The organism is Erythrobacter sp. (assembly GCF_039988855.1).
GTDB lineage: Bacteria > Pseudomonadota > Alphaproteobacteria > Sphingomonadales > Sphingomonadaceae > Erythrobacter.
Map to the genome: position 1 here is coordinate 231,771 of NZ_JBDXIY010000015.1, position 25,935 is coordinate 257,705.

Consider the following 25,935-nt stretch of genomic DNA (forward strand, 5'->3'; position numbering starts at 1 on the left):
AGGATCAATCACGCAGTGAGTGCGGCTGCTTTCATATAACCGCTTGGCCCTTCTGGACCCAGGCATCCCCAGATCCAATCTCCCGAGACATCGATCACTTCCACCAAAGTGCCTGCTTCAAACCGCGTGACGAGGGGACTGTCGTCGCGGGTGTTCTCCATTACCTCCACGCCATCTGCGCCAACGGTCCAGATATGCGGGATTACATAATGTGCAGCCAGATGGGTGCCAGCCAAAGCAATATGCGCAAGGTCGCCGCGCAGTGGCAAAGTGCCAGGCGCAGGCGCTTTCACAGGGCCCTTAAGGCCCAGATCACCGCTTGGCACCGTGTACTCATGGCTCTGGCGGTTATCGCCGCTCATTCACAATTGCTTTCCTGAAAAGCCCCGTTCTTTTTTCGCGCTTAGACACACAGACGTCTTGGAGCAAGTTTAGCTCCCAAATCGGTTGCGTAACATGTGCCATGATGCCCGCAGGCCGTAGGCCGTCCCACCTTTTGACCGACCTGGCTTGGGGAAGGGGCGCCAGGCAAAGGTGTCAAAGTGCACCCAATCAATGCCCTCTTCAACGAAGCGGTCGAGGAAGAGCCCTGCGACACTAGCCCCGGCATAAGGGTTGGATTGTGCGTTCACAATGTCGGCAACGTCGGAATTGAGATATTCACGGTAACTTTCGGGCAAAGGAAGCCGCCAAGGCTCATCCCCGCTCGCACGGCCTGCTTCGATCAACGCATCGGAAGTTTCGTCGCTGCGCGCCATCATCGCTGCATAGTCGGGGCCGAGCGCAACCCGCGCAGCGCCAGTAAGCGTCGCGAAATCGATGATCAGCTCAGGCTTTTCCTCGCTCGCCCGGGTCAAAGCATCACCGAGAATCAGACGCCCTTCGGCATCGGTATTGTGGATCTCGACGGTCAATCCCTTACGGCTTGAAAGAACATCGCCAGGACGGAAAGCTGGTCCGGAAATCGCGTTTTCGACCGCTGGAGCAATGAGGTGCAGCCTGACGTTGAGCCCAGCGCCCATAACGAGGCCCGCCAGAGCAATCGCGTGCGCCGCGCCGCCCATGTCTTTCTTCATAAGCCGCATCCCGGCCGCTGGTTTAATATCAAGACCGCCTGAATCAAAGCACACACCTTTGCCAACGATTGCAAGAACAGGTGCATCCTTCGAACCCCACTCGAGATGCAAAATACGCGGATCGTGCTTGCGAGCGGCAGCGCGGCCCACGGCGTGAACCATGGGATAACCCTGTTCAAGCTCATCGCCGCGCGTCACTTTAAGGTCCGCGCCATGTTCTTTTGCGAGCTTCTTGAATTCGTCTTCAAGCGCGGCAGGTCCCATATCTTCGGCAGGCGTGTTGACCAGATCGCGCACCAGCATTTCCGCTTGGGCCTCAGCGATATAGCCGGGAAGGCGGCCCACTTGCTCGGTCAGGAGAATGCGCGGTCCCACGACTTTTTCTTCTGTCTTGTAACGCGAGAAGCAATAGTGTGCTGTGAGCCAGCCAAAGACAGCTGCGCCCGGCTGTGTGTCCACCAAGCGATAGGTGCCTTCAGGAAGCTTTGTCGCCAAGCTGGCAAGGCAATAGTTTGTAAGGGTGTCTGTGTTTGCAACCCCGCCAACGGCAAAGAAGCTATCGCCGTCGGGCACGATACCGACACTGCCAGCAACGCCTTCGAATTTCTGCGCCTTCAAGCTCGCTTGCTTTCCAGCACTAAGGCCTTTTGCGAAGTCCTCAAAACCTGCCTTATTGATAAGGTGGATGGCAATGGCATCTTGCCCGCGGTCGGGTTGGATGAGATCGTTGATATCAGTCATATGAGAGTAATTAGTGCGAAGGTATGGCTTGTCACGCGGAAATAGTCGGAAGGGGATTTAGGAAATGCGATTTGTGACATTTGCGGGGGCAGTTTGGGCGGGGTTTGCCGTCTTTGCATCGCCGATTACTGCTCAGCAAGTAACCACCCCGGAGGGCGGCGGGGTCGTTTATCAAAACAACGAAAGCGATGAGGATGCAGAGCGCAGTTTCGCATACTCTTTCCCTGCTGAGGTCGCCGCCATTCCTGCTCTTGCAAAGCTAGTTCGCGATAGAGAACAAGAGGCTCTCACTAAGCAACAAACAGAATGGCGCGAAGCCTTAGCCGAATTTGGCAAGATGGGCTGTGTCGCTTGCACCGCCCGCGATTATTCGAACAGCTGGTCTGTCGCAGGGCAAACCCCGCGCTTCACACTGCTCTTGTCCGAGCGCTTCCTTTATACGGGCGGGGCGCATGGCAATGTATTCTTCGATGCGCTTGGTTGGGACAAAGAGGCAAACGAAGGGGAGGGCAAAGCCTTTCGCCCAGTCGACATGTTCTTGAATGAAACCGCGCTCGAAAACACCGCATATGGCGATTACTGTCAGGCGCTACTTGAACAAAAAGGCGAGCGGTTGGACATGAATATTGACGACGTCAGCCCATTCGACAGCTGTCCAAGTGTTAGCGAGCTGGTGGTTATTCCTTTGTCTAGCAATGGGCAGACATTTGATCGGATCCAATTCCTTGCGGCACCTTATGTTGCAGGGTCGTATGCAGAAGGGCCCTATACGTTTGAGATTGCCGTAACTGCTTCTTTGCTCAGCGTCGTAGAGCCGCAGTATCAAGAGCATTTCACACTCGGTGAAGTTGGAGCGCAGTAACTCTCGCAATCCATGGACCCATTCGCTATATGAGCGCCCATGACTGAATACCAACTCGTGAAAAGCAATGACACCGTTTACCGTGACGGTACGATCAAGCTACATACCGAAGAAGGCTTTGAAGGCATGCGCGCCGCTGGCCGTCTTGCTGCGACCATCCTTGATGAGGTCGCTGATATGGTTGAACCGGGGATTACCACGGCAAGCATTGATGACCGCGTTCGCGAGATGACCTTGGATGAAGGCGCTGTACCTGCAACCCTTGGCTATCGCGGCTATACTCATTCGTGCTGTATCTCGATCAACCATGTGATTTGCCACGGCATTCCGGGCTCTAAGATTCTTAAAGAGGGCGATATTCTGAACGTCGATGTCACTCCTTTGTTGGACGGTTGGCACGGCGATACGAGCCGTATGTTTTTTGCTGGCGAACCTTCGATCAAGGCCAAACGATTGGTCGACGTAACCTATGAATGCTTGATGCTGGGCATCGAAGCGGCGGGTAAGCCGGGCGCGCGGCTGGGCGATATTGGTGCTGCGATTGAGGCCCATGCCAAACAATTTCGTTACGGCGTGGTCCGCGAATTTTGTGGCCATGGATTGGGCCGCCTGTTTCACGACGCACCCGAAGTGGTTCATGCTGCCAAAGCGGGTACCGGACCAGAGCTTAAACCCGGCATGTTCTTCACTATCGAGCCGATGATCAACCTTGGCAAACCATGGGCCAAAGTTCTCAACGATGGTTGGACCGCCGTGACCCGTGACAAGAGCCTATCCGCGCAGTTTGAGCATTCTTTAGCCATCACCGAAGACGGCACTGAGATCTTTACGAAGAGCCCGACAGGTCGGGATAAGCCGCCTTATTAAGCGCAGGTTGAATTCCCTAAAATTGAGGAAAAAGTGATGCGGCGTGTCTTGATGCGGGTCACCGATATCGGGATGATCGGATATTGGGTCGTGACCGCTATGATGGCGCTTGCGATCCTCGATATCCCCGGTGAATACCTCTTTAAAGATTATCATGACCCGCGTGTAATTGCGTGGAATTGGTCTTTCATGCCGCTTGATGTGATCTTTGCAGTTACTGGCTTGTGGGCTTTGCGGCTTGAGAGGTTGGGTGATCCCACATGGCGCGTCTGGGCTATTGTTTCGCTGACATTGACCCATTGCGCTGGCCTCATGGCAATTAGCTACTGGGTGCTCGTCCAGGACTTCGATCCAACCTGGTGGGTGCCCAATCTCTTCTTGATGCTTTGGCCTCTACCTTTCCTGTGGCAGTTATCGCGAGTGGAGACCGATTAGACCTCCCGCGCTGCCTTAATCGCAGCCCCCGCAGCGAACGGGGCCATCGCGACCAATCCCAAGCTTATCGCCGCCACAAAGCCCAAGCTTGCGCCGTCTTGCCTCGCAAGCGCGCCTGCGCCGAAAATCAGTATCGGCAGCGCCAATGGCACCATCAACAACCCTGACAATGCTGCGCCTGCGCGAAGGCTGGCGGTGAGGGCGGCGATCATCAGGCCAATCGCGGCCAATCCCGGTGTCCCTGCAAGAAGGCCGAGTAAGAGCAAATGCAAAGTCGGGCTGTCGATAGCCAGCAACGCAGCCGCCGGGAATGTCGCCAGGATCAGCGGCGGGCCAAAGCTAAGCCAATGTGCCACCAAGCGCACCGCCATCATCAACTCTTCGGTGAGGCCGCGAAGGCGCAGCTGGTCGAAGAAGCCCAGCTCAATATCTTGTCCCACCAGTTTTTCGAGCGGCAAGATCGCTGCGAGTAAAGCGGCAATCCACACAACCCCGCCGCCTGTGCGCGAGAGGATGTTGACGTCTGGCCCCACCGCAAAGGGGTAAAGCATGGCGACCGCAACAAAGAACATCACCGGTAGGCTCGCCCCGCCTCCAGCAAAGGGGAAGAATTTGGCAAGATCGCGTTTGAGGAGCGTCCCGATCATTCCTCCTCCTCCAACTGGTGGGAGGGAGCAAAATCACCCAGCTCAAGCGTTTGCAGTCCTTCGATATCAAGCCGTTGGTGGGAGGCAATGAGCGCAATGCCGCCCGACTTCACATGGCCCTCAATCAACTGCGTCACCGTCTCAATCGCGGCGGTATCGAGACCGGACAATGGTTCATCCAAAAGCCAGGTCTGCACGCTTCGTCCCATCAGGGCGGCAAGGCCCGCGCGCTTGCGTTGCCCTGTCGAAAGATAACGCACCGGCACTTCCAATAGGCCGCGCAAACCAAGCTTATCGTGCGCCTCAGCCGGATCAGCTCCGCCATCAAGTGCGTTCCAAAAGCCCAAGGCTTTGCCTAAGGGTTGGTCAAGGTCGAGGGCAGGGCGTTCGTCCAGAAGGCCGAGGTTCTCAGCACGCTCTACTCCGCCGGCAAAGGGCGTTGTCAGCCCAGCGAGGCACCGCATCAAGGTTGTCTTGCCGGTGCCATTGGCCCCGGTAATATGCAGCGCCTGTCCGCCTTCAAGCGCAAAACTCAATTTGCGAAACAACAGCCTATCGCCGCGTCGGCACGCTAGGTTGGTTGCAGCCAGTTTGGGCGAAGGGAGTTGCACTTGCATCGCGCAAAGCGTTAGGCAAAAGCGTCTCCACTCACAACACAATAGATGAAGGTTCCCCCTCACCATGGTCAATGTTCCTGAGCTTACCCAAGACGAAGTCGAGCAGCTGCTGAAAGACCATCCTGAGTGGGAGCTTGCCCGGGAAAACAAGGCGATTTCGCGAACCCTTCAATTTGGTGACTTCAGCGAGGCTTGGGGCTTTATGAGCCGTGTCGCGCTTCTTGCAGAGACACAAGATCACCATCCTGAATGGTTCAATGTGTACGCCAAGGTTGAAATCACGCTGACTACGCATGATGCCGGAAACAATGGCGGCGGGCTTTCAATTCGCGATGGAAAAATGGCACGAGCGATTGACGCTTTGGTGTAAAAGCGCCGTGTCAAAAGGAGGAAAACGTGCCTTTTACGCGCTAAGTGCTGGGCCGTTAATTCCCGCCAAGCAAGCTTGAGGCATCGCGCTGTTGTTTGCGAACGCGGCCCGGCATCCAACGCTTAGCAAAATTGATCCGCTTGGCCGTCTTGCCAACAAGGTAATGCACATCATCGCCATGCACGGCGTCCCAAACGGTCTTCGCAACCTCTTCAACCGGAGTAATCTCAAGCCCTGCTTCGAGCACACGGTTGCGGATTTGCTCGTTCTCGCCTCGGTGACCAGTGCCATCGAGCAAAGGTGTTTCGATAAAGCTGGGGCAAATGGAAGAAACTTTGATCCCGTCAGGTGCCCATTCTGCGTCTAAGCTCTCTGCTATACCGCGCACAGCAAACTTGGTTGCTGAATATACGCTCATACCCGAGCCGCCCGTGATGCCAGCAGCGCTCGCCGTGTTTACCAAAGCCGAGCTAGGAGCGGTTTTTTGCAAGTATGGATAGACCGCCTGCGCTCCATAAAGGACGCCGCGCAAATTTATGTCGAGGCAGGCGTCGATTTCTGCCTTTTCAAGCTGGGCAATCGCGCCGCCTGTGCCAATCCCGGCATTGTTGAACATGACATCAATACGCCCGCCCGCAGCGTGGTTTGCGGAATTTAGCGCCACATCCCAAGCGTCGCGGTCACGCACGTCGAGCTGGTGAGAGTGCTTGGCGTCGCCTTCGATCAGCGCAAGCGTTTCCTCAAGACCCGTTGCATTAACATCGGTGACGGTGATAAACCAACCGCGCGCGGCGAAATAAATCGCTACAGCGCGGCCAATGCCCGATGCGCCGCCAGTGATGAAAATGTGGCGCTTTGTGCCTGATCCCGTGCTCATTTGCGTGCTCTCTCCCAAAACAAAATCGCCCGAGACGTACTCCCGGGCGATCCATTTGTCAGCAATTTGGCGAAATACGCTGTGGTTTAGCCGCCAAGCGCACCCTCAAGGCCGTTTACATGTTCAGCACCTTCTACGATCTCAGCGGTTGACGGAGCCAGCACCTCACCAAGAGGTTCAGACCGTCCGCCGATGCATTCCGACAGGAAGTTTTCAGCAACAGCAAAGAAAGAGATCGAGTTCGTCGGCTTTGCAAATCCGTGACCTTCGTCAGGGTAGAGAACATAAGTGACAGGGATCCCCGCCTCCTTCATCGCACCCACGATTTGATCGCTTTCTGCCTGTTTGACGCGGGGGTCATTTGCACCTTGCGCGATAAGAAGCGGTTTGACGATCTGGTCTGCTTTATGGAGCGGGCTTGCCGCTTTAAGCAGCGCGAGCCCTTCTTCGGTGTTCGGATCACCCATGCGGGTGTGGAACAGCTTTACCAAAGGCGCCCAATAAGGCGGAATGGTTTCAAGCAGGGTTTCAAGGTTGGATGGGCCAACGATATCAACGCCGCACGCGAATTTGTCGGGTGTGAAAGTCAGGCCAGCAAGCGTCGCATATCCGCCGTAAGACCCGCCCATTATGGCGACCTTGTCTTCGATCGCAATGCCTTCATTGATCGCCCAATCGGTCGCATCGATAAGGTCGTCATGCATCTTGAGGCCCCATTCAAGATTGCCAGCATTGAGGAAGTCTTTGCCAAATCCGGTCGAGCCCCGGAAGTTCACCGAAAGCACGCCATAGCCGCGGTTAGCGAGCATTTGGTGCAGGGAATTGAACCCGTAATCGTCGCGCGCCCATGGGCCACCGTGGACGAGCAGTACCATAGGCACCGCTTCATCAGGCTTGCCGTCACCATCGCTATCGCTCCCCACAGGCAGAGTCAGATATGAGGGCAGGGTGAGACCATCGCGGCTTTTGATTTCACGCGTATGCATCGGTTGCAACGGCATGCCATCAAGCTCTGGCCGTGTGGTGTAGAACGGGGTGAGCGTTTCTGCATCACGGTCATAGATGTAGGTCGCGGTCGATGCCGTCAGAGGGTCGTTCCAGACAATCCAGGTGCGGTCATCATCGGTTCGGCTAGAGATGCCAAAATCGCCATTGAGACGTTCGTCTAGCCAGTTAAAAGCCGCGCCAAGATCTTCATCAATCGCGGTCCATTTGTTTTGCAGATAGTTGACCGAATAGGCTTCAACCACGCCGGTTTTTGGATCGCGGATCGTCCCGCCAAGGTCCGCCTTATCGTCCTCAGCAATCATGGTTTTTGCGCCGGTTGCGGTGTCTTGTGCAAACAAAGCAGCAGTGTTGCGACCACGGCTGTCGAGCCAATAGAGGATTGACCCGTCCGTTGTGTATCCAGCCGGAGTGGTCGTCAGCGAATCTTCCATCTCGGTCGATTCAAACGCTTCTGCTGCGACGGTATTACCATCAACATTGAAGTAGTCCGTACCACCTTCTGCATTCTGACGCATCGCCATGCGCAAAGTCAGCGTGTCATCGGCCATAAACCCGGCATAGCCATTGTTTTCATAAACAAGCGTCAACTCGCCGGTTGTGATGTCGAGCATATGGACATCGTGGAACTGCGGATTGCGGTTGTTGATGCCAAGCAGGACTTTGTCCTTGATCGTTTCTGATGTGCCGACGACCTGAATGCGGGTGTTTTCAAACGGGGTCAGTGTCTTTTCTTCAAGCGTGTCGAGGTCGATTTGATAGAGCAGGAAGTTCTCATCACCACCCTTGTCCTGAACATACATGATGCTCTTGCCATCAGGTGCCCAGAAATATTGACGGATGGGCCGATCGGTGGAGCTGGTGATGACCTTGCCCGTGTTGGGTTTGTCGCGCGTCGTCACCCACACATTGAGCACGCCGTCTTTAGGCGCGAGCCAGCTGAGCATGGAGCCGTCAGGGCTGATCTGGCCGCCTGCGCGTGTAGGGTTCCCAAACAACGCATTGCGCGGGATCAGAGGGGTGGTCTCAGCTGTGTTCGTCATATGTGTTCCATTGTGTGCAGCTTGGGGCTCAGCGCTGGGCGCGTTCGCGGTTGTCATCGCCGGAAGAGTAAGCAGCGCAGCTGCCGCAGTAGTGGCAAGCAGCTTTGCAGATTTCGAGAGTGCAGACATGATAGGCCTTCCATTGAGTTTCAAGATTTAGAAAACGGTCCCTACGTGTATTATGCGAATACTACACGTAGGAGAGGAGGGTACAAGTGCGCTTCGTCGGATGTCATGGGCGCTTGGTCTGAGACGCGGTGACGCCGGGTCTGCCGCAACCACTAAAGCGCCGGATTGGCATAGAAGTGCCACGTGAAAAGCGCCATGCTGGAGCGGTGCGGGGCCCAGGGGGCGCCTAGGGTACGGCATTCCTTTTCCTTGGGGCGCTCTTCGATATCGAGCAGGCGTTTCACCCCCTCTTGCACGGCTAGATCGCCTGCTGGCCAGATGTCGGTGCGACCCTCTGCGAACATCAGATAAATCTCTGCCGACCATCGGCCAATCCCTTTTACTAGGGTGAGTTCAGCGATCGCCTCTTCGTCGTCTTGGGGCAGGGCATCGAAATCAACTGAACCCGCTTCGACCAGCTCACAAAGGGACCGGGCGTAGCCTTGTTTTTGGCGGGAAAGACCGCAGGCCCTCAGCGTATCGAAATCGCGCTTCAACAGGCAGGAGGTTGTGAATTCCTCACCCAATTCTGCCTCAAGTTTGCCCCACATACTGGTGGCGGCTGCAACTGACACTTGCTGGCCCACGATGGTCCGCAACATGGTTTTATAACCCGTTGGCCGAATGCGCGGTTCGGGATAGCCGATGCGGGTCAGCTCTTCGCCAACTCGCGCATCCTTTGCAGCCACAGCGTCCAGTTCGGCCTTTAAAATGTCAGCGCTCAGACCCACGTAAGTTTCCTTTCATCTTGCCAACCACACCAGAAATACCTAGCTGATCGCGACAAAGAACCAAGAGCGCATTCTTGCGCTCAATCAGGCTACAATAAGGACTAACGCACCATGCCTAAGCTAATCGTCACCAACCGCGACGGCGAAACCAGCGAAATCGAAGTCGAAGAAGGCCTGACCGTTATGGAAGCGGTGCGCGACAATGGCTTTGACGAATTGCTGGCTCTGTGTGGTGGTTGCTGTTCTTGCGCAACGTGCCATGTCTATGTGGATGAGGCTCCGGGCGAAGTACCAGTGATGAGCGAAGACGAAGATGATCTGCTCGAGTCTTCAGACCACCGCAAAGAAACGTCGCGCCTGTCATGTCAGATTGCGCTTGCGCCAGTCCTTGATGGAATGAAGATAACGATTGCACCAGAAGACTGATACGCGGACTGATAGCGAAGACTATCTGAAGCGCTTGAAGGTTTATCTTGATTGCGGGGGGACGTTGCTCCCCCTAATTTGCACTTTATGAACATCACAAAACCATACGGCGATACGCTTTCGCTTATCGGCAACACCCCGCTTGTACGCCTCAAAGGGGCCAGCGATGCAGCCGGCTGCGACATTTGGGGCAAGTGCGAATTTGCCAATCCCGGCTCTTCGGTAAAAGATCGCGCGGCGCTTTATATGATCCGCGATGCTGAGGCGCGCGGAGATTTGAAGCCCGGCGGCACGGTTATTGAAGGCACCGCTGGCAACACCGGCATTGGTATCGCTCTGGTGGCGAATGCGCTGGGATACAAGACGATCATCGTCATGCCTGACAATCAGTCGAAAGAGAAAATGGACACGCTGCGGGCATTGGGCGCTCAGCTGGTTTTGGTGCCACCGACCAAATACGCCGACCAAAACCACTTCCAGCACGTGTCGCGCCGAATGGCTGAAGAGGTCGATGGCGCGATTTGGGCGGGGCAATTCGACAATGTTGCCAACCGCCGTGCCCATATCGAAGGGACCGCTCTGGAGCTGTGGGAGCAGACCGACGGCAAGATTTTAGGTTTCACCTGCGCAGCAGGCACAGGCGGCACGATCGCCGGCGTTGGCATGGGTTTGAAAGAGAAAAACGCTGACATCCGCATTGCTCTGACTGATCCACACGGGGCCGCGCTCTATAGTTATTACGCGACTGGAGAGTTGAAATCCGAAGGTTCATCTGTCGCAGAAGGTATCGGGCAGGGGCGTATTACGGCAAACCTTGAAGGCGCGCCAATTGATACGCAGTTCCGCATTTCAGACGAAGTTGGCATGGATTGGGTCAAGCAGCTTTTGCGCGAAGAGGGCATGTGCTTAGGGCTTTCAAGCGGAATCAATGTCGCAGGCGCGGTTGAACTTGGCAAACAGCTGGTCGCAGACGGCCACGAAAACCCGCAAGTCGCGACCGTGCTTTGCGATACAGGGTTCCGTTATCTTTCAACGCTTTACAATGCAAAATGGTTGGAGGAAAAAGGTTTGCCTGTGTTCGATTGGCTTGACCAGTAAGGCAGCGGCATGCGGCTGATCGGTTGGGTTTGCGCGTCAAATGGCTCTGCGTTTCAATCGACAGGCTTAGGTTTGAACGCTAAGCACGTTCTATGAACGGTGGAAAAATCCAAGCTCATATCGACGCGGCGCAAGGTGATGCAGTGCCCGAAGGCGCACCCTTGGGCGGGACGAAGGCGGAAGCCACTCAGCGCTTGCAAATTGGGCTGTTTGGGCTTGGTTCGATGGTGCTTTTGATCGGCCTTGCAACGATTATCGGCAATCAGGCGAATCTTACCCAAGAAGGCTCCGTTCCAGAGGCCGCTCCAACAACAGAGCCCGTCGAGGCGCCGCAGCAAAGCGATCCACTTGCAGATGCTGGAATCGTCCCAGATATTCCAGCAGAGCCCGTGTCCGATGCAACGCAAGGTCCAACCGATGGCCTTTCTGAAGATCAATCTGTTGAAGATGTAGAGTCTGGCGAAGACGGATCACTGCCCTCTGATGCTACACTTGAAGAATAGCGCGGGCTTACTTCTTGCAACCGGCTTATTGGCGGCGTGCAGTGGTGAGCCATCACGTGACCGTGTTGCGCAAGATCAAGGGCCTAAACCTCAATTGGGCCTCATGACGAGCATGCCGCTTTATTGGCCGGTTGATGCCGATTTTGGCGCGCTTGCCTCGGGAGAGGCCGCCGTTCCTGCACAGCCCAGCGCATTTGAGCAATCTTACGAATTGGTGCTTCTCGACACGCTGTCTCCGATCGCAGGCCTTACGGCAGATGAACCAGAAGTGCAGCCGTTGTCGGAGCTCGATTTTCTCGCGGTGATCCAACCGCGCGTTTTGACACCAACCGACAATGTTGCGCTCGATGAATGGGTAAGGGGAGGAGGGCAACTCCTGCTTGTGCTCGATCCGTTTTTGAACGGGCACTATCCCTTGCCTCTTGGCGACCCGCGCCGTCCGGTTGAAACGACACTTATTCCGCCTGTGTTGGCGCGGTGGGGTTTGGAACTGCGTTTTGATGAGGCGCAGCCTCGCAATCTTCGTAGCCTTGTTCTGAGGGACAATTCCATCCCATTGGCGTTGACCGGAGAACTTTGGGAAATTCCGGGAACGCATAGCGATTGCCAACTCTTTGGCGATGGCGTGATGGCGCGGTGCCTTCTTGGCGAAGGGCGATTGACGATTCTTGCCGATGCGGAGGTCTTCAAGGGGGATTTGCCCGATGGGGGACACGGCCATGAACATCAAGAAGCGTCATCAAGAAATCATGCAATAAGAAATGATGCAATACAGGCACTTGTTCGTTTCGCTTTCGAAACTGAGTGACCTTTTCCGCGCTTTGGGGATAATGCGGGAGCAGCACGTTTCGCTGATCGACCGATAGGTAAATGCGCGGGAAATTTGGGGAATCAGGCGGAAATCACGCGATTTTCAGGGAGAATAGGGGGAAGTCCTTAGCGGGTTCAACAGGTTCTCATCAGAATTTACAACTGAAAAATATATGTTAAACAGTTATTTACCGTTTAATCCCGTGAAATCCCTAGAAAAGCCCTTCCCAGTTGTCGTCTTCCTCGATATGTCTGGCCTCCATCAAACAAGCCGTATTGCCCCGCGTCACTGATTTCAGCTGGCGCGCTGCCCCCGTTCGCGCGGAGGTGGTGGCGGGTAAGTCGTGACTGATCGGCCTGTTTGAGTGGCGCTGTGTGACTGCAGGCGTGACGAAATGTGTGACGGGAGGCTGGGTGGCCCTCTTCACGCAAAAGGGAGAGGGATGAGGCCGTGGCATTGCCGCAAAGATATAACGGACAAGCCTTTTCGCCAGCCGGCGATAAGGGTCGTTATGTCTTGCCCCCTGCGTTCCGTAAAGCCGTCAAGGAAAGCTCTGGCGGTTCCAAGACGCTCTGCCTTACTGTGCATGACCGCTACAACTGCCTGATCGGATTTGGCCTTAGCCGCGTCGATGAATTCGACGAGCAGCTTGAAAAAGAAGAAGAGCGCGCCATTCGTATGGGTGACGCGGATTTTGATCCTGATGCGCGTGCTGGCCAGCTTTATGGGTTCGAGCAGGTGCCTTTCGATGACTCAGGCCGCTTTGTTATGCCTGAGCAATTCCGCGACCTCGATCTCGCGGGCGACGGTCTCTATTTCCACGGCTCTGGTAAATTCTTCATGGTTTGGAAGCCCGAAGAGCTTGAGCAGATGGGCAATGATTTCCGCGGCGCGAAGGCTTCGTGTAAATCGCAAATGGCCAAGGTAGCGGCGAAAGTAGGCAAGAAGTGACCCCTTCTGCAATCGCGCCTCATATTCCTGTTTTGCTTGACGAAGTTGTGGCGTCTCTCGCTCCGGCCAAAGATATGTCTATCATCGACGCGACCTTCGGAGCAGGCGGCTATTCGCGCGCCTTACTGGTTGGCGGTGCACGCGTTTATGCATTCGACCGTGATCCCAATGCGATCCGCGATGGTCAGGCGATGATTGCTGAATTTGACGGGCAATTGTCCCTTCACCCGGAACGTTTTGCTCAAATGCGTGAGGAGATGGAGCGTATCGGCGTTCCGCAAGTGGATGCGGTTGTCATGGATATTGGCGTATCCTCCATGCAATTGGATCAGGCGGCGCGCGGCTTTGCCTTTAGCGTCGATGGCCCGCTCGATATGCGCATGAGTCAAGAGGGGGAAAGCGCAGCAGACTTTCTCAATACCGCAGATGAAGGCGCGATTGCTGATGTGCTTTATCAGTATGGGGAAGAGCGACAGTCGCGCCGCGTTGCCCGCGCAATTGTGGCTGCGCGGCCGCTAGAAACAACTGGCGAATTTGCCCGTGTGGTGCGCCGCGCTTTGGGGCACAAGCCACATGATAAGAAAGACCCTGCAACCCGTAGCTTCCAAGCGGTGCGCATTCATGTGAACGATGAGTTGGGCGAGCTACGCGCTGGTCTCGCGGCTGCTGAATTGCTTTTGAAAGAAGGTGGCGCGCTTGCCGTGGTCAGCTTTCATAGCCTTGAGGACCGTTTGGTCAAACGCTTCTTCAAACAGGCGTCTGGTGCTGGAAGAGCCGTTTCACGCCACTTGCCCGGCGAGATCCCCGGACCTCCTCCAACATTCACCAAGGTGTCTAAGGCAATCCGGCCTTCCGAAGCGGAAATTGCCCGCAATCCCCGCGCTCGTTCATCCATTTTACGTCACGCCATTCGCACTTCTGCCCCAGCCCAAGAAAGGACATCGACATGATCGCATCTGGTTCTCGCATTCGTCAGATCGGCTGGGCGGCGGTGTTGGTCGTGTGTGTCGCCTTGTTCGCTTTGCTAAGCTTGCAAGTGCAAACCGTGCGCAGTGAAGTGTTGCTTGCCGAGCGGGAGATTATTTCGCTCGAGCGCGATGTTTTAATGCTGGAAACGGAATTTCAAACCCGTGCAAGTCAGCGTCAATTGGCCGAATGGAACACGATTGAACTTGGATATAAGGCGCCTCGCGCTGATCAATATCTTGAGAGCAATCGTCAGCTTGCTAGTCTTGGCCAAGACGATCGCCCTGATGCGCCTGCTCCTATTCGCGTGGCGCGTGCAGAGCTGTCTGCCGCCGATATGGGCCCCAAAGATATGCGTTCACCTGTGACAGGGGAGCCGGTCACGCTTGCTTCTGCCAATGCAGGTGAAGATGCAGGCGCGATCTTTGCTGATGCCTTTGGCGAGTTTCTGACAGATGCATCGCCGATCCGACCTGCCAATGCGCAAACTCCGGCATCCGGCGGTGCAGATCCAGCGGTCCTCCTAAGTGAGGTATCTCAATGAATACGCTGGCCCTTTCCGGAGGGCTTGGGACACAGCCGCGCGCAAGGAGTTTTCTCGGTGTCGATCCAGATGACATGCAACCGAGCTTAGAAGTCGTCGCTCCTGCAGGTCGTATTCACTCAGCGCACCGGCGTTCATCGTTTCTGGTTATTGCTCGCAGCCGCCTGCTCCTTTTGATGGGGTGTTTTGCGCTCGTGGCCGTGATCGCCCTTTTTAGGGTGGGATATCTTGGGTTTGTCGGTTCTGCCCCGACACAGCCAAGTCTGACAGAGGCGCTGCTGCCACCGCGCGGCGAAATCACCGATCGTAACGGTACACCGCTTGCTCGCAATTTTCCTGCCTACGCCCTCTGGTTCAACCCCAAAGCCATGGGCGATGATGGTGCGCCGTTGATAAAAAAACCCGCCGAGGTTGCCGCAGAGCTAAAGATCATCTTCCCTGATATAGATGTGGCGCGGGCCATTCGCGTTCTTTCATCGGAGCGCGGCGGTTATGTCCTTCGTCGTATTCTTCCAGAAGACGCAAACAAGGTCATGAATCTGGGTGAGATTGCTCTCGAAGTGCCTCGCGAGTTTGATCGGCATTACCCCCAAGGGCTCCTTGGTGCTCACGTATTGGGCTTTGTGCGCGAGAATGATGAGGGTAAAAACGAAGGTGCCTTCGGTATGGAGCAGGTGCTGGATGAGCAACTGTCCTCCGCTGACATGCGCGGTGAACCTGTGCCCCTTTCGCTTGATCTTCGCGTGCAAGGTGCGCTCGAGGATGAGCTTGGCAAGGGCATGCTGGCAACCGATGCAAAAGGTGCAGCTGGCATTGTCTTAGATGTGGATACCGGCGAGGTTCTGGCGATGGCGTCGCTGCCTGCGTTTGATCCAAACCTGTCGGACGCGCACCGTTCGCCCAATATCTACAACCGCGTAACCAACGGCGTTTACGAGCTTGGTTCGACCTTTAAGCCTATCACGATTGCGGCGGCAATTGACGGTGGTGTCGTTCGCAACCTTCGCAAGGAATGGGATGCATCCAATGTTGAGATCGCTGGCCGCCAGATCCGCGATCTCCATTCTAAAGGTGCAACGCTGAACGTGCCGGAAAGCCTCGTCTATTCCTCTAACACTGTGACCGCGCGTGTGGCCGATACGCTTGGCGAAGAGACTATGCGCAAGGTCATGCTCGACCTCAAAATGAATGAGCGTCCTCAGATTGAACTTCAGGCGAAGGGCCGGCCGCTTTGGCCGCAAGAATTGCCCAATGGCAAATGGTCGCGCATCACCAATATGACGGTTAGTTATGGTCATGGGATCGCGGTGACGCCGCTGCATCTCGCGAATGCCTATGCTGCGATGGTCAATGGCGGGCTCTGGCGGCCAGCGACCTTGCGGAAAATAGAAGCGGGTGACGCGCCCAAGGGCAAGCGCGTGTTCAAGGCGTCGACCTCTTCGCGAATGCGACAAATGCTGCGTATGATCGCGATGTATGGCACAGGGCGCAGCGCGGATGCACCAGGATACCGTGTTGGCGGTAAGACGGGTTCGGCGGAGAAAGCTGGGCGGGGCGGGTATCGCCAAACTTCGCTTATCACATCGTTCGCCGCAGCTTTCCCAATGGACCGTCCGCGTTATGTGGTGGTGACGGTTCTTGACGAACCGCGCGCGACAATCGCAGCGCGGGCTCAACGTACCGCCGCCTTTAACGCGGCGCCCATCGTCAAGGAGCTTGTCCCACGGATCGGCCCGATGCTCGGCGTGCGGCCAGATGCCAATCGCGACGTCGATATCTCGGATCTTCGTTATCTGGTCGAGGGCCGCCGATGAAGCTGGGGGCGCTCATTGAACAGGCGGGATTTGAAGTTGATGCCGGTGCGGATACGTCCGTCACCGGTTTTGCCATTGATCACCGCAAAGTCGCACCCGGCACGGTGTTCGGCGCATTTCGCGGCGCAAAGTTCAACGCGGAGGATTTCATCCCGGCCGCTGTTGAGGCAGGAGCGGTTGCCGTGATCGCTTCGCCTGAGGCCAAAGTTGAAGGCGCGCTGCATATCGCGAGCGACGAACCACGTCAGACATTTGCACAGATGGCAGCGGGCTTCTTTACGCCCGTTCCCGGCACAATCGTCGCAGTGACGGGCACCAATGGTAAAACCAGTGTTTCGGAAATGACACGCCAGATCTGGCGTATGTGCGGTGAACGTTCAGCGAGTATAGGGACGCTTGGTGTGACCACGCCCGATGGCAGTGTTTCCACCGGCCTTACCACTCCCGATATCGTCACTTTTCTTAGTAACATGAGTGGTTTGGCGCGAGAGGGTGTGACCCACGTTGCATACGAAGCGTCAAGCCACGGCCTATCGCAGTACCGCAATGAAGGGCTACGCGTGAGCGCGGGAGCCTTCACAAATTTTAGCCGCGACCACCTCGATTATCATGGCACGATGGAAGAGTATTTCGGGTGCAAAATGCGCCTTTTCGCCGAAGTGGTCGAATCCGGTGGCCACGCGGTAATCTGGCATGGCAACGATAAGAATGAATGGACGTTAAGCGCTATTGCGAGCGCAAAAGCGGGCGGCCTTAACACGTTTACCGTGGGTGATCGCGGCGACAGTTTACGCCTTGTTGCCCGTGAGGCGAGCCAGCTCGGTCAGATGCTTGAAATTGAGCATCAAGGATCAATTCGCACTGTAAAGCTCCCGTTGATCGGTGCGTATCAGGCGGCCAATGCTCTTGTTGCGGCAGGGCTAGCAATTGTGAGCGGTGCCGACGTTGGCCAAGTGTTTGACGCCATCTCGCGCCTTCAGCCTGTTCGTGGACGGTTGGAGCGGGCTTGCATCACCACATCAGGCGCGCCGGCTTATGTCGATTATGCTCATACACCCGATGCGTTAGAGGCAGTAATCGCTGCACTTCGACCGCATGTCGGAACAGACGGTCGCCTGATCGTTGTGTTCGGCGCAGGTGGTGACCGCGATACAGGAAAGCGCGCGCCGATGGGCGAAGTGGCTGCGCGTCATGCCGACCTTGCCATCGTCACCGACGACAACCCGCGCGGCGAAACGCCTGCGGATATCCGTGCTGCCGTGCTTGCGGGCGCGAAGAGAGCGGATCATGTGCGCTCTATCGCAGGACGGCGCGAGGCTATCGCAGCGGCGATTGCCGAAGCGAGTGCAAACGACATCATTCTCATCGCTGGAAAAGGCCATGAGCAAGGACAGATAATCGGATCTGGAGAGACAATGCAGGTTTTGCCGTTCGACGATGTGGAAGTGGCGCGTGAATGTGCGGCTGTTCCGGCTCAAAGTGGGGTTTCAGGATGAAGTCAGCACACGCTCTTTTGCGCAACTGGCCCGCCGATCCGCGCGATGGACTCCCGCTTGCTTTGTGGGATGCAGCCTCGATTGAGGCTGCGACAGACGGCAAGGCGAGCCACCAATTCCAAGCATCAGGCGTCGAAATGGACAGCCGTGATGTGAGGCCCGGCGACCTCTTCATCGCTCTTAAAGGCGAGGCGATGGACGGGCACAAATTCCTGCCTGCTGCTTTCACCAAGGGCGCAGTTGCAGCAATCGTAGACCGCCCGGTTGATTACCCGCATGTGCTGGTGGAAGACACGAGCGAGGCGCTTCATGCTCTTGCGCACTACGCCCGCGAGCGAGCAGACGCTGTACGCATTGGTGTTACGGGGTCAGTTGGCAAAACCGGGGTTAAAGAGGCGATCTTTGCATCGCTCGACCGGTCCAGCCGCGGCGCTGCACATCGCAGCGTGCGCAGCTATAACAACCACGTCGGCGTACCGCTCAGCCTCGCTCGCCTTCCAGCGCGCGCGAAATTTGGCGTGTTTGAGATGGGCATGAACCACGAGGGCGAGATTGCGCCTTTGTCAGATCATGTGCGTCCGCATGTAGCTCTCATTACGACAATTGCCCCTGCTCACATAGAAAATCTGGGCAGTATGGAGGCGATTGCGGACGAAAAATCGCAAATCTTTACGGGGCTAATGCCAGGCGGCACTGCCATTATTCCGGCGGACAGCGACTATACCCCTCGCATGGTTGCAAACGCCAAAGCGATGGGCGTGAAGATTGTGACCTTCGGCCGCAGCAATGATGCCGATGTGCGTCTGATTGATGCAATTCCTGTCGCCAATGGCGGATCGCTCGTCACAGCGCAGCTTGGTCCAGCCGATGAAAACGCGCGTCTTTGCTACACGGTTGCAGAGCCCGGAGATCACTGGGTCTCCAACTCCCTCGCAGTTATCGCAGCCGTTCGCGCGGCAGGCGGCGACTTGGGTTCCGCGGGTCTTGCACTTGGTGAGATGGGCGGGCTGAAAGGCCGCGGCGCACGGCACAATGTTGATGTGCCGGGCGGAACCGCGCTGATGATTGATGAAAGCTACAATGCTAACCCTGCATCCATGCGGGCAACTCTCAAAGGTCTTGGACAAACACCTGCTCTTCGCCGTGTGGCAGTGCTGGGTACAATGGGCGAATTGGGTGAATTTTTCGAGCGCTTTCACGAGCAATTGGCTGAACCGATTGTCGATGCGAACATTGACCATCTCATCCTCGTCGGCGAGGGAATGAGCAATTTAGCAGCTGAGCTGAGCAGAAGGCAGGCGAAATCGCTTGGATTCGTCCCCAGTTTCGAACATTGCGCAGATACCGAAGAGGCCACTACGAGGCTTGGTAAATTCGGTCTCACAAATGGCGATGTTGTATTGGTCAAGGGGTCCAACTTCATGGGCCTAGGAAAACTCGTCACACATTACACGAGCAAAGCCTCTAACGGGGAAAACTGAGGGATCTGAATGCTCTATTGGATTGCAGAATGGTTAGGATATGAAGGCGCATTGAACCTTGTACGGTATCAAACGTTCCGCTTTGGCGCAGCGTTGATGACGGCATTGGTTCTTGGCCTTATTATTGGCCCTCGGATGATTAATATGCTGCGTGTGCGGCAAGGTAAAGGCCAACCGATCCGCGAAGATGGCCCGCAAAGTCACCTTGCCAAACGCGGCACACCGACAATGGGCGGCTTGCTCATTCTGGTATCGCTAGCGGTTTCCTTGCTTCTTTGGATGGACCTTAGCAATCCGTTTGTTTGGGCATGTTTGGCTGTGACGCTTGGCTTTGGTATTATCGGTTTCGTTGATGATTACGACAAAGTGACTAAGAACAGTCATGCTGGGCTTTCCGGTCGTATTCGGCTCCTGTTGGAGTTTGCCGTGGCGGGTCTTGCGAGCTATATCATCGTCGGTCAGATCAACACCAATCTCTACATTCCGTTTTTCTCCGGGGTCGAGATCCCTTTGGGCCCACTCTATTATGTCTTTGCGGCTTTTGTAATGGTCGGCGCAGGCAATGCGGTGAACCTAACAGATGGGCTTGATGGCCTTGCGATCATGCCGGTGATCATCGCGAGTGGCACTTTTGCGATTATCGCTTACCTTGTGGGACGTCCCGACTTTAGCGAATATCTCGGTATTCCCCATGTGGCTGGTGCAGGTGAGCTTGTGATCCTTTGCGCAGCAATAATGGGAGGGGGGCTAGCCTTCCTTTGGTTTAACGCGCCCCCGGCGGCGGTCTTTATGGGCGACACTGGAAGCCTAGCTTTGGGCGGGGCGTTGGGAGCCATCGCAGTGGCATCTCACCATGAAGTAGTCCTTGCCATTGTCGGGGGGCTTTTCGTTCTCGAAGCCGTCTCAGTGATCGTTCAAGTCTTTTGGTTCAAACGAACTGGCAAGCGGGTGTTCCGTATGGCCCCGATCCACCACCATTTCGAACAATTAGGATGGTCGGAAAGCAAGGTCGTGATCCGGTTCTGGATCATCGCAATTGTGCTTGCTTTGATCGGTCTCTCCACCCTCAAATTGAGGTAGCCTGCAACCCCTTCAGTTGGTGAAATACAGCCGTAACGTGATAATATCGAAAACCGCCTTTTCCAACAAATCCTACAGCGTGCTTGGGCTTGCGCGTTCCGGTGCGGCTGCGGCTGAGGCGTTGCTGGCAAGCGGCGCGAAAGTGACCGTGTGGGACAGGCAGGATGTGGCGCGCGCACCATTCGTGGGTCGGTGCGAAGTCGCCGATCCGCTAGAGATGGATTTGACTGGGTTCGATGGTCTTGTGGTTTCACCCGGCGTGCCCTTGAACAGGCACCCTATCGCAGATCATGCGGCCAAGTTCGGCGTGCCCATTATTGGCGATATTGAGCTGTTCGCATATGCTCGCGGTGACTTGCCAGCGCACCGCGTGGTGGGTTTGACGGGCACCAATGGCAAGTCGACGACTGTGGCTCTTATCCATCATATTCTGACAATGGCTGGTCTTCCAACACTACTTGGCGGGAACATTGGTGAGCCGATCATGGGGCAAAAGGCGCTTGACCCCAATGCAAATGGCACAGGCGTCTATGTGCTTGAGCTTTCCAGCTACCAGATCGACTTGTCGCAAGAACTCGACTGCGAAGTGACCGCATTGACCAACATCACACCAGATCACCTCGATCGCTATGATGGCTTTGCCGCCTATACCGCATCCAAAGCGCGCCTGTTCTCAATGCAAAGCGAGGGCGGCCTTGCGGTGTTCGGTTCACTTGAAGCGCCCGCAGGCGCGATCTTTCAGGCGGAAAGCGTCCGCCGCGAAGAAGACCGTGCGGTGGCCGCTGATCTTAACGCTCTCGCCGGCAGCCAACACGAATGGCCAAGCCTTCAGGGGCCGCACAATCTCGAAAACGCAGCAGTTGCGGTTGCAATTGTCGAAGAGCTTGGGGTTGCACCTACGCAATGGCGACACGCGCTCAAACGTTTCCGCAGCCTACCGCACAGAATGGAGCTTGTGTGCGAAGAACACGGCGTCACCTTCGTCAATGACAGCAAGGCGACCAACACGGCCTCGTCGGCACCTGCGCTTGCCGCTTATCCGCCGATTGGTGATATCCGCGATGGCGCGAGGCGCGTGCATTGGATTGTGGGCGGACTTGCCAAAGAAGATGGCCTTGGCGCGTGCCAACAAATGCTGCCCAATATCGCGGCTGCATACACAATTGGCGAAGCAGGTCCGCGTTTTGCCGATCTTCTTGACGGGCAGGTGCCCAATGTTGAACGATGTGAACTTGTTTGCGAAGCAGTTGCCCGTGCGCGCAAAGCTGCGCGACCGGGCGATGTTGTCTTGTTCAGCCCAGCTTGCGCCAGCTTCGATCAATTTCGCGACTATGAAAACCGGGGCGACCATTTTCGCAAGCTAGTTGGTGTGATTGCCGACGAAGGCGATTGCGAACCCGCAGAATTCCCCGTGACCGATGCAGATTATATTAAGGGCGAGGTTGCATGAGCCTTACAACAAACGGCACTAATGTGAATTCGGTTCGCGGTGACGCGCGCTTCCATGCGCCGGTTGCCGTAAGGCGCGGATTTGCTGACCGTGTGCTCATCTGGTGGCGCGAAATTGATAAGGTGCTTTTGGGTCTCGTCATTTTGCTGATGGTTCTGGGGACGATTGCTGTTGCTGCGGCTTCTCCTGCGGGCGGTAAGCAGTATGGCGTCCACGAATTCGCCTTTCTTAAACGCCATATTGTGTTTCAAGTGATGGGTCTTGGCATCATCCTTGGCGCTTCGTTTTTGAGCAGTGAGGATGCACGAAGGCTGGGAATTCTCCTTGCCGTGGTCATGCTTTTCTTGCTCCTACTTGTGCCTATAATTGGCGAGGAAAAGAACGGCGCACGCCGGTGGCTTAATGTCGGCATGTCCTTGCAGCCCTCTGAATTTTTGAAGCCCGGATTTGCAATCCTACTGGCATGGATGTTGTCGTGGCGGATGCGAGACCAAAGCCTGCCTGTGCTGGGTTATGCGACGCTAGCGATGGTTTTGGTAGCTGCGCTTTTGATGCTTCAACCCAACCTTGGTGCAACCATTCTGTTTGGCGGCGTGTGGTTCGTGCTTGTCCTTTTGTCGGGCGTCTCACTTGCCAAGATGGGCGCATTGGTTGGCGCTGGAATTGGCGGACTGACGGCGGCCTATTTCTTTTATGACAATGCGCGTTACCGCATCGATAGTTTCCTTGGCGGCGGCACGGCCTACGACCAAGTTTATCTTGCCGAACGCACTCTTACATCTGGTGGTTGGACAGGAAGCGGATTGTGGCTGGGTACGCGCAAAATGCAATTGCCCGAGGCGCATACCGATTACATCTTTTCCGTCATTGGTGAGGAGTTTGGCCTGCTCGCCTGCGCGGTCATTCTGGTCCTATACGTGGCCATCATTACACGCGCGCTCGTGCGGCTGGTGAATGAAGAAAACCTCTTTGCTGTGCTCGCAGCTGCTGGCCTTGCTACGCTCATTGGCGGACAGGCTTTCATCAACATGGCGGTAAACCTCCAACTGTTCCCATCAAAGGGCATGACACTCCCCCTTGTAAGTTACGGGGGATCATCCACTCTTGCGATTTGCCTAACCCTTGGACTGCTCTTAGCGATTACGCGCCGTAACCCTTTCCTAGAGCGCGAAAAGCCGGGTCTAAAAGGCCTGCTTGGGCGTTCTGGGGCTGAAAGTAAGCCGAGAGCATTTTGATGAGCAGCGAGACACCCACAGGCGCAAGCCGCCACTTTGTTTTGGCAGCAGGTGGGACAGGTGGGCACCTGATCCCGGCCTTTGCTTTGGCAGAAGAGTTGCACGCGCGTGGGCACCATGTGGCCCTTATCACCGACGAGCGCGGGGCGAATATTCCGGGCAAGCCTGAGTTTTTGACAGCCCATGTTTTGCCTGCGGGCCGCATTGGCAAGAACCCTTTGAAATGGGTGAGCGGTGTTCGATCGATCCTCGAAGGACGCAGTATGGCGATGCGTCTTTTTGAAACCTTTGAGCCTTCCGCGATTGCCGGTTTTGGCGGATACCCGGCATTTCCCGCATTGCTTGCAGCAGGTTCGGTAAATCTGCCGAGCGTGGTGCACGAACAAAACGCGGTGCTTGGCCGTGTGAACCGCTTATTGGCGCGCAAAGTGGACGCGATTGCCACCTCATACCCTGAGGTTTCCCGCTTAAAACTCAAATATGCCGATAAGGTTCATCTTGTCGGCAATCCCGTGCGCGAAGAGGTGCTTGCCCTTCGAGATGAGGATTTCCCCGCTCTTACGGAAGAAGGGCTTTTGAGGGTTCTCATCACGGGCGGCTCCCAAGGTGCGACCGTGCTTTCCGAAGTGGTTCCCGATGGGCTCGCGATGCTTCCCCCAGCGCTACGCTCAAGGCTTCAAGTGACGCAGCAATGCCGCGCAGAAGATTTGAACGCCGTGCGCGAGCGCTATTCGAACCACGACATCCCGGCAGAGCTTGGCACCTATTTTGTGGATATGCATGAACGGCTTGCAGACACACATCTGTTTATTGGGCGCGCAGGCGCATCGACCATTGCTGAATTGACGGCGGTCGGACGTCCGGCAATCCTTGTTCCATTGCCAATTGCGACCGATGATCATCAAGCTGCTAACACGGATGAGATTGCAAAGGCGGGCGGTGCCCGGATGATCCGCCAGGACAAGTTCACGCCCAAAGAGCTCGCCAAGCAAATCCAAGCCCTAGCACAAAACCCGGCCAGCCTTGCGAATGCGGCCCACGGGTCATGGAATTGCGGCCGTCCCAAAGCTGCTAAGGACCTTGCAGACCTTGTTGAAAGCATGGGCGGTATTGACTTGATGGACGTCATCCGTGTGGGTGAGGGCGCTCCTAGAGCGGCGACCGACGCGACCAAAACTCAAGCCGCATCGCGCGATAGCTCTAAGGATGCAGCAGCGTGAAGGGCGTTGGAACCGATATTGGAACAATCCACTTCGTCGGTATCGGCGGGATTGGTATGTCCGGCATTGCTGAGGTTATGTGCAACCTTGGCTACCGTGTACAGGGCAGCGATATTGCCGAAGGGCCCAGCTTAGAGCGTTTACGAGCGCGCGGCATCACTGTGCATATCGGCCACGCCAAAGAGAATGTTGAAGGTGCGGCGGTTGTTGTGACGTCGACCGCTGTGCGCCGGACCAACCCAGAGGTGGCCTCGGCCTTAGAGCAGCGTATTCCTGTGGTGCGCCGCGCTGAAATGTTGGCCGAGCTGATGCGCCTCAAATCCACAGTTGCGGTGGCGGGCACGCACGGCAAAACCACCACCACTTCAATGATCGCAAGCCTTTTGGACAAGGGTCAAGTTGACCCCACCGTCATCAATGGGGGGATTATTGAGCAATATGGCTCCAATGCGCGTTTGGGCGATAGCGATTGGATGGTGGTTGAAGCTGATGAGAGTGACGGCAGCTTCCTTCGGTTAGATGGCACCATCGCAGTCGTCACCAATATCGACCCCGAACACCTCGATCATTATGGTGATTTCGACGGGGTCAAGCGCGCCTATGTTGAGTTCATTCACAACGTCCCCTTTTATGGCGCGGCGATCCTTTGTGTAGATCACCCAGAAGTTCAGGCCGTCATTGGCGAAGTGCGCGACCGCAAGGTTGTGACTTATGGCTTCTCGCTTCAAGCAGACATTTGCGGCGTCAATGTTCAGCCCTCTGATGGCGGTAACACCTTCGATGTGATCGTGCGTCAGCGCGGCGAAGAAGACCGCCGGATTGAAGGTGTGCACCTTCCAATGCCGGGCCGTCACAATGTCCAAAACGCTCTAGCGGCAATTGCGGTGGCAATTGAGATGGGCTGCGGCGATGACGTTATCCGCGAAGGCTTTGGCGGATTTGGCGGAGTGCGCCGCCGCTTTACCAAGGTTGGCAGTATTGAGGTCGATGGCGGCTCAGTCGCGGTGATTGATGATTATGCCCACCACCCTGTTGAGATTAAGGCTGTTCTCGAAGCGGCGCGCGAAGCAGTACCGAAAGGCCGCGTCATCGCAGTTGCACAGCCGCACCGCTATACCCGGTTGCGTGATCTGATGGATGATTTCCAAAGCTGCTTTAACGAGGCCGATATGGTTTTTGTGACCCCGGTTTTTGAAGCGGGTGAGGAGCCGATCGAAGGCGTGGATGCAGACGCACTCGCTGGCGGCCTTGTTTCGCGAGGACACCGTTCTGCGCGGACAACCGGCAGCCAAAGCGAGCTTGCCGCCGCTCTAGCGCAGGAAATAGCATCCGGAGATATCATCGTGTGCCTTGGCGCAGGTGACATTACGAAATGGGCGGCAGGCCTTGGAGGCGCTATTTCAGCGATCAGAAACGCATGA

Annotated in this window: 26 protein-coding genes; 19 read left to right on the forward strand and 7 right to left on the reverse strand. The window is 56.0% G+C overall.

Going from position 1 to position 25,935, the window contains the following annotated elements:
• Positions 1-8: 8 nt before the first annotated feature.
• Together ABJ205_RS03970 and ABJ205_RS03975 are read right to left on the reverse strand one after the other, a co-directional pair.
• Positions 9-362: a hypothetical protein gene (locus ABJ205_RS03970; RefSeq protein WP_348160704.1), complete on the reverse strand. Its 354-nt coding sequence runs from the start codon at positions 360-362 to the stop codon at positions 9-11.
• A 69-nt stretch (positions 363-431) separates the two neighbouring features.
• On the reverse strand, positions 432-1,817 hold the full coding sequence (locus ABJ205_RS03975) for a leucyl aminopeptidase family protein (RefSeq protein WP_348160703.1): 1,386 nt from the start codon (positions 1,815-1,817) through the stop codon (positions 432-434).
• A 64-nt stretch (positions 1,818-1,881) separates the two neighbouring features.
• Here ABJ205_RS03975 and ABJ205_RS03980 point away from each other — a divergent pair, with 64 nt between their 5' ends.
• The 3 genes from ABJ205_RS03980 to ABJ205_RS03990 are packed head-to-tail and all read left to right on the forward strand — an operon-like array spanning position 1,882 to position 3,981.
• Positions 1,882-2,679 carry a hypothetical protein gene (locus tag ABJ205_RS03980; RefSeq protein ID WP_348160702.1) on the forward strand — a complete coding sequence of 266 codons (798 nt, stop codon included), beginning with the start codon at positions 1,882-1,884 and terminating at the stop codon, positions 2,677-2,679.
• Between the two features lie 39 nt (positions 2,680-2,718).
• On the forward strand, positions 2,719-3,546 hold the full coding sequence (map, locus tag ABJ205_RS03985) for a type I methionyl aminopeptidase (protein WP_348160701.1): 828 nt from the start codon (positions 2,719-2,721) through the stop codon (positions 3,544-3,546).
• Positions 3,547-3,582: 36 nt separating this feature from the next.
• Positions 3,583-3,981 carry a DUF5360 family protein gene (locus tag ABJ205_RS03990; protein ID WP_348160700.1) on the forward strand — a complete coding sequence of 133 codons (399 nt, stop codon included), beginning with the start codon at positions 3,583-3,585 and terminating at the stop codon, positions 3,979-3,981.
• On the opposite strand, the gene ABJ205_RS03995 is transcribed toward ABJ205_RS03990, so the two are convergent.
• Positions 3,978-4,628 (reverse strand): heme exporter protein CcmB, encoded by a 651-nt coding sequence (locus ABJ205_RS03995; protein ID WP_348160699.1) that lies wholly within the window; start codon positions 4,626-4,628, stop codon positions 3,978-3,980. The two genes, ABJ205_RS03990 and ABJ205_RS03995, sit on opposite strands and share 4 nt — an antisense overlap.
• Entirely contained in the window at positions 4,625-5,245 is a 621-nt protein-coding gene (gene ccmA, locus ABJ205_RS04000; RefSeq protein WP_348160698.1) for a heme ABC exporter ATP-binding protein CcmA, read from the reverse strand. Before ccmA ends, ABJ205_RS03995 begins: the two co-directional genes overlap by 4 nt.
• A gap of 64 nt (positions 5,246-5,309) precedes the next feature.
• On the opposite strand from ccmA, the gene ABJ205_RS04005 reads away from it, so the two are divergent.
• Positions 5,310-5,615 (forward strand): 4a-hydroxytetrahydrobiopterin dehydratase, encoded by a 306-nt coding sequence (locus tag ABJ205_RS04005; RefSeq protein ID WP_348160697.1) that lies wholly within the window; start codon positions 5,310-5,312, stop codon positions 5,613-5,615.
• A gap of 55 nt (positions 5,616-5,670) precedes the next feature.
• Here the strand turns inward: ABJ205_RS04005 and ABJ205_RS04010 are convergent, their stop codons facing one another.
• The 3 genes from ABJ205_RS04010 to ABJ205_RS04020 form a co-directional block, all read right to left on the reverse strand.
• Positions 5,671-6,492, reverse strand: coding sequence for an SDR family oxidoreductase (locus ABJ205_RS04010; protein WP_348160696.1), 822 nt, complete (start codon positions 6,490-6,492; stop codon positions 5,671-5,673).
• Positions 6,493-6,578: 86 nt separating this feature from the next.
• Positions 6,579-8,669: a S9 family peptidase gene (locus ABJ205_RS04015; RefSeq protein ID WP_348160695.1), complete on the reverse strand. Its 2,091-nt coding sequence runs from the start codon at positions 8,667-8,669 to the stop codon at positions 6,579-6,581.
• A 152-nt stretch (positions 8,670-8,821) separates the two neighbouring features.
• A complete protein-coding gene (locus ABJ205_RS04020) occupies positions 8,822-9,439 on the reverse strand; it encodes a DNA-3-methyladenine glycosylase 2 family protein (RefSeq protein ID WP_348160694.1) in 618 nt (205 codons plus the stop codon).
• Positions 9,440-9,550: 111 nt separating this feature from the next.
• On the opposite strand from ABJ205_RS04020, the gene ABJ205_RS04025 reads away from it, so the two are divergent.
• The 15 genes from ABJ205_RS04025 (at position 9,551) to murC (ending at position 25,935) form a co-directional block, all read left to right on the forward strand.
• Positions 9,551-9,865 carry a 2Fe-2S iron-sulfur cluster-binding protein gene (locus ABJ205_RS04025; protein WP_348160693.1) on the forward strand — a complete coding sequence of 105 codons (315 nt, stop codon included), beginning with the start codon at positions 9,551-9,553 and terminating at the stop codon, positions 9,863-9,865.
• Positions 9,866-9,952: 87 nt separating this feature from the next.
• Positions 9,953-10,963, forward strand: coding sequence for a cysteine synthase A (locus tag ABJ205_RS04030; protein WP_348160692.1), 1,011 nt, complete (start codon positions 9,953-9,955; stop codon positions 10,961-10,963).
• Positions 10,964-11,055: 92 nt separating this feature from the next.
• A complete protein-coding gene (locus ABJ205_RS04035; RefSeq protein ID WP_348160691.1) occupies positions 11,056-11,466 on the forward strand; it encodes a hypothetical protein in 411 nt (136 codons plus the stop codon).
• A complete protein-coding gene (locus ABJ205_RS04040) occupies positions 11,456-12,274 on the forward strand; it encodes a hypothetical protein (protein WP_348510008.1) in 819 nt (272 codons plus the stop codon). The genes ABJ205_RS04035 and ABJ205_RS04040 overlap by 11 nt, the downstream gene beginning before the upstream one ends.
• 453 nt (positions 12,275-12,727) lie before the next feature.
• Positions 12,728-13,228, forward strand: a complete 501-nt coding sequence (locus ABJ205_RS04045) for an MraZ N-terminal domain-containing protein (protein WP_348160689.1) — start codon at positions 12,728-12,730, stop codon at positions 13,226-13,228.
• Positions 13,225-14,178 carry a 16S rRNA (cytosine(1402)-N(4))-methyltransferase RsmH gene (rsmH, locus tag ABJ205_RS04050; protein ID WP_348160688.1) on the forward strand — a complete coding sequence of 318 codons (954 nt, stop codon included), beginning with the start codon at positions 13,225-13,227 and terminating at the stop codon, positions 14,176-14,178. Before ABJ205_RS04045 ends, rsmH begins: the two co-directional genes overlap by 4 nt.
• Positions 14,175-14,738, forward strand: a complete 564-nt coding sequence (locus tag ABJ205_RS04055; RefSeq protein ID WP_348160687.1) for a hypothetical protein — start codon at positions 14,175-14,177, stop codon at positions 14,736-14,738. Before rsmH ends, ABJ205_RS04055 begins: the two co-directional genes overlap by 4 nt.
• A 74-nt stretch (positions 14,739-14,812) precedes the next feature.
• Positions 14,813-16,552: a penicillin-binding protein 2 gene (locus tag ABJ205_RS04060; RefSeq protein ID WP_348160731.1), complete on the forward strand. Its 1,740-nt coding sequence runs from the start codon at positions 14,813-14,815 to the stop codon at positions 16,550-16,552.
• Positions 16,549-18,048, forward strand: a complete 1,500-nt coding sequence (locus ABJ205_RS04065; protein ID WP_348160685.1) for a UDP-N-acetylmuramoyl-L-alanyl-D-glutamate--2,6-diaminopimelate ligase — start codon at positions 16,549-16,551, stop codon at positions 18,046-18,048. The genes ABJ205_RS04060 and ABJ205_RS04065 overlap by 4 nt, the downstream gene beginning before the upstream one ends.
• Positions 18,045-19,529, forward strand: a complete 1,485-nt coding sequence (murF, locus tag ABJ205_RS04070) for a UDP-N-acetylmuramoyl-tripeptide--D-alanyl-D-alanine ligase (RefSeq protein WP_348160684.1) — start codon at positions 18,045-18,047, stop codon at positions 19,527-19,529. Before ABJ205_RS04065 ends, murF begins: the two co-directional genes overlap by 4 nt.
• Before the next feature lie 9 nt (positions 19,530-19,538).
• On the forward strand, positions 19,539-20,609 hold the full coding sequence (gene mraY, locus ABJ205_RS04075; RefSeq protein WP_348160683.1) for a phospho-N-acetylmuramoyl-pentapeptide-transferase: 1,071 nt from the start codon (positions 19,539-19,541) through the stop codon (positions 20,607-20,609).
• A gap of 40 nt (positions 20,610-20,649) precedes the next feature.
• Positions 20,650-22,059 carry a UDP-N-acetylmuramoyl-L-alanine--D-glutamate ligase gene (gene murD, locus ABJ205_RS04080; protein ID WP_348160730.1) on the forward strand — a complete coding sequence of 470 codons (1,410 nt, stop codon included), beginning with the start codon at positions 20,650-20,652 and terminating at the stop codon, positions 22,057-22,059.
• Entirely contained in the window at positions 22,056-23,294 is a 1,239-nt protein-coding gene (locus ABJ205_RS04085; RefSeq protein ID WP_348160682.1) for a putative peptidoglycan glycosyltransferase FtsW, read from the forward strand. The genes murD and ABJ205_RS04085 overlap by 4 nt, the downstream gene beginning before the upstream one ends.
• Complete coding sequence (gene murG / locus ABJ205_RS04090) at positions 23,294-24,514, forward strand: undecaprenyldiphospho-muramoylpentapeptide beta-N-acetylglucosaminyltransferase (protein WP_348160679.1); 1,221 nt, start codon at positions 23,294-23,296, stop codon at positions 24,512-24,514. The genes ABJ205_RS04085 and murG overlap by 1 nt, the downstream gene beginning before the upstream one ends.
• Positions 24,511-25,935: a UDP-N-acetylmuramate--L-alanine ligase gene (murC, locus tag ABJ205_RS04095; RefSeq protein WP_348160677.1), complete on the forward strand. Its 1,425-nt coding sequence runs from the start codon at positions 24,511-24,513 to the stop codon at positions 25,933-25,935. The genes murG and murC overlap by 4 nt, the downstream gene beginning before the upstream one ends.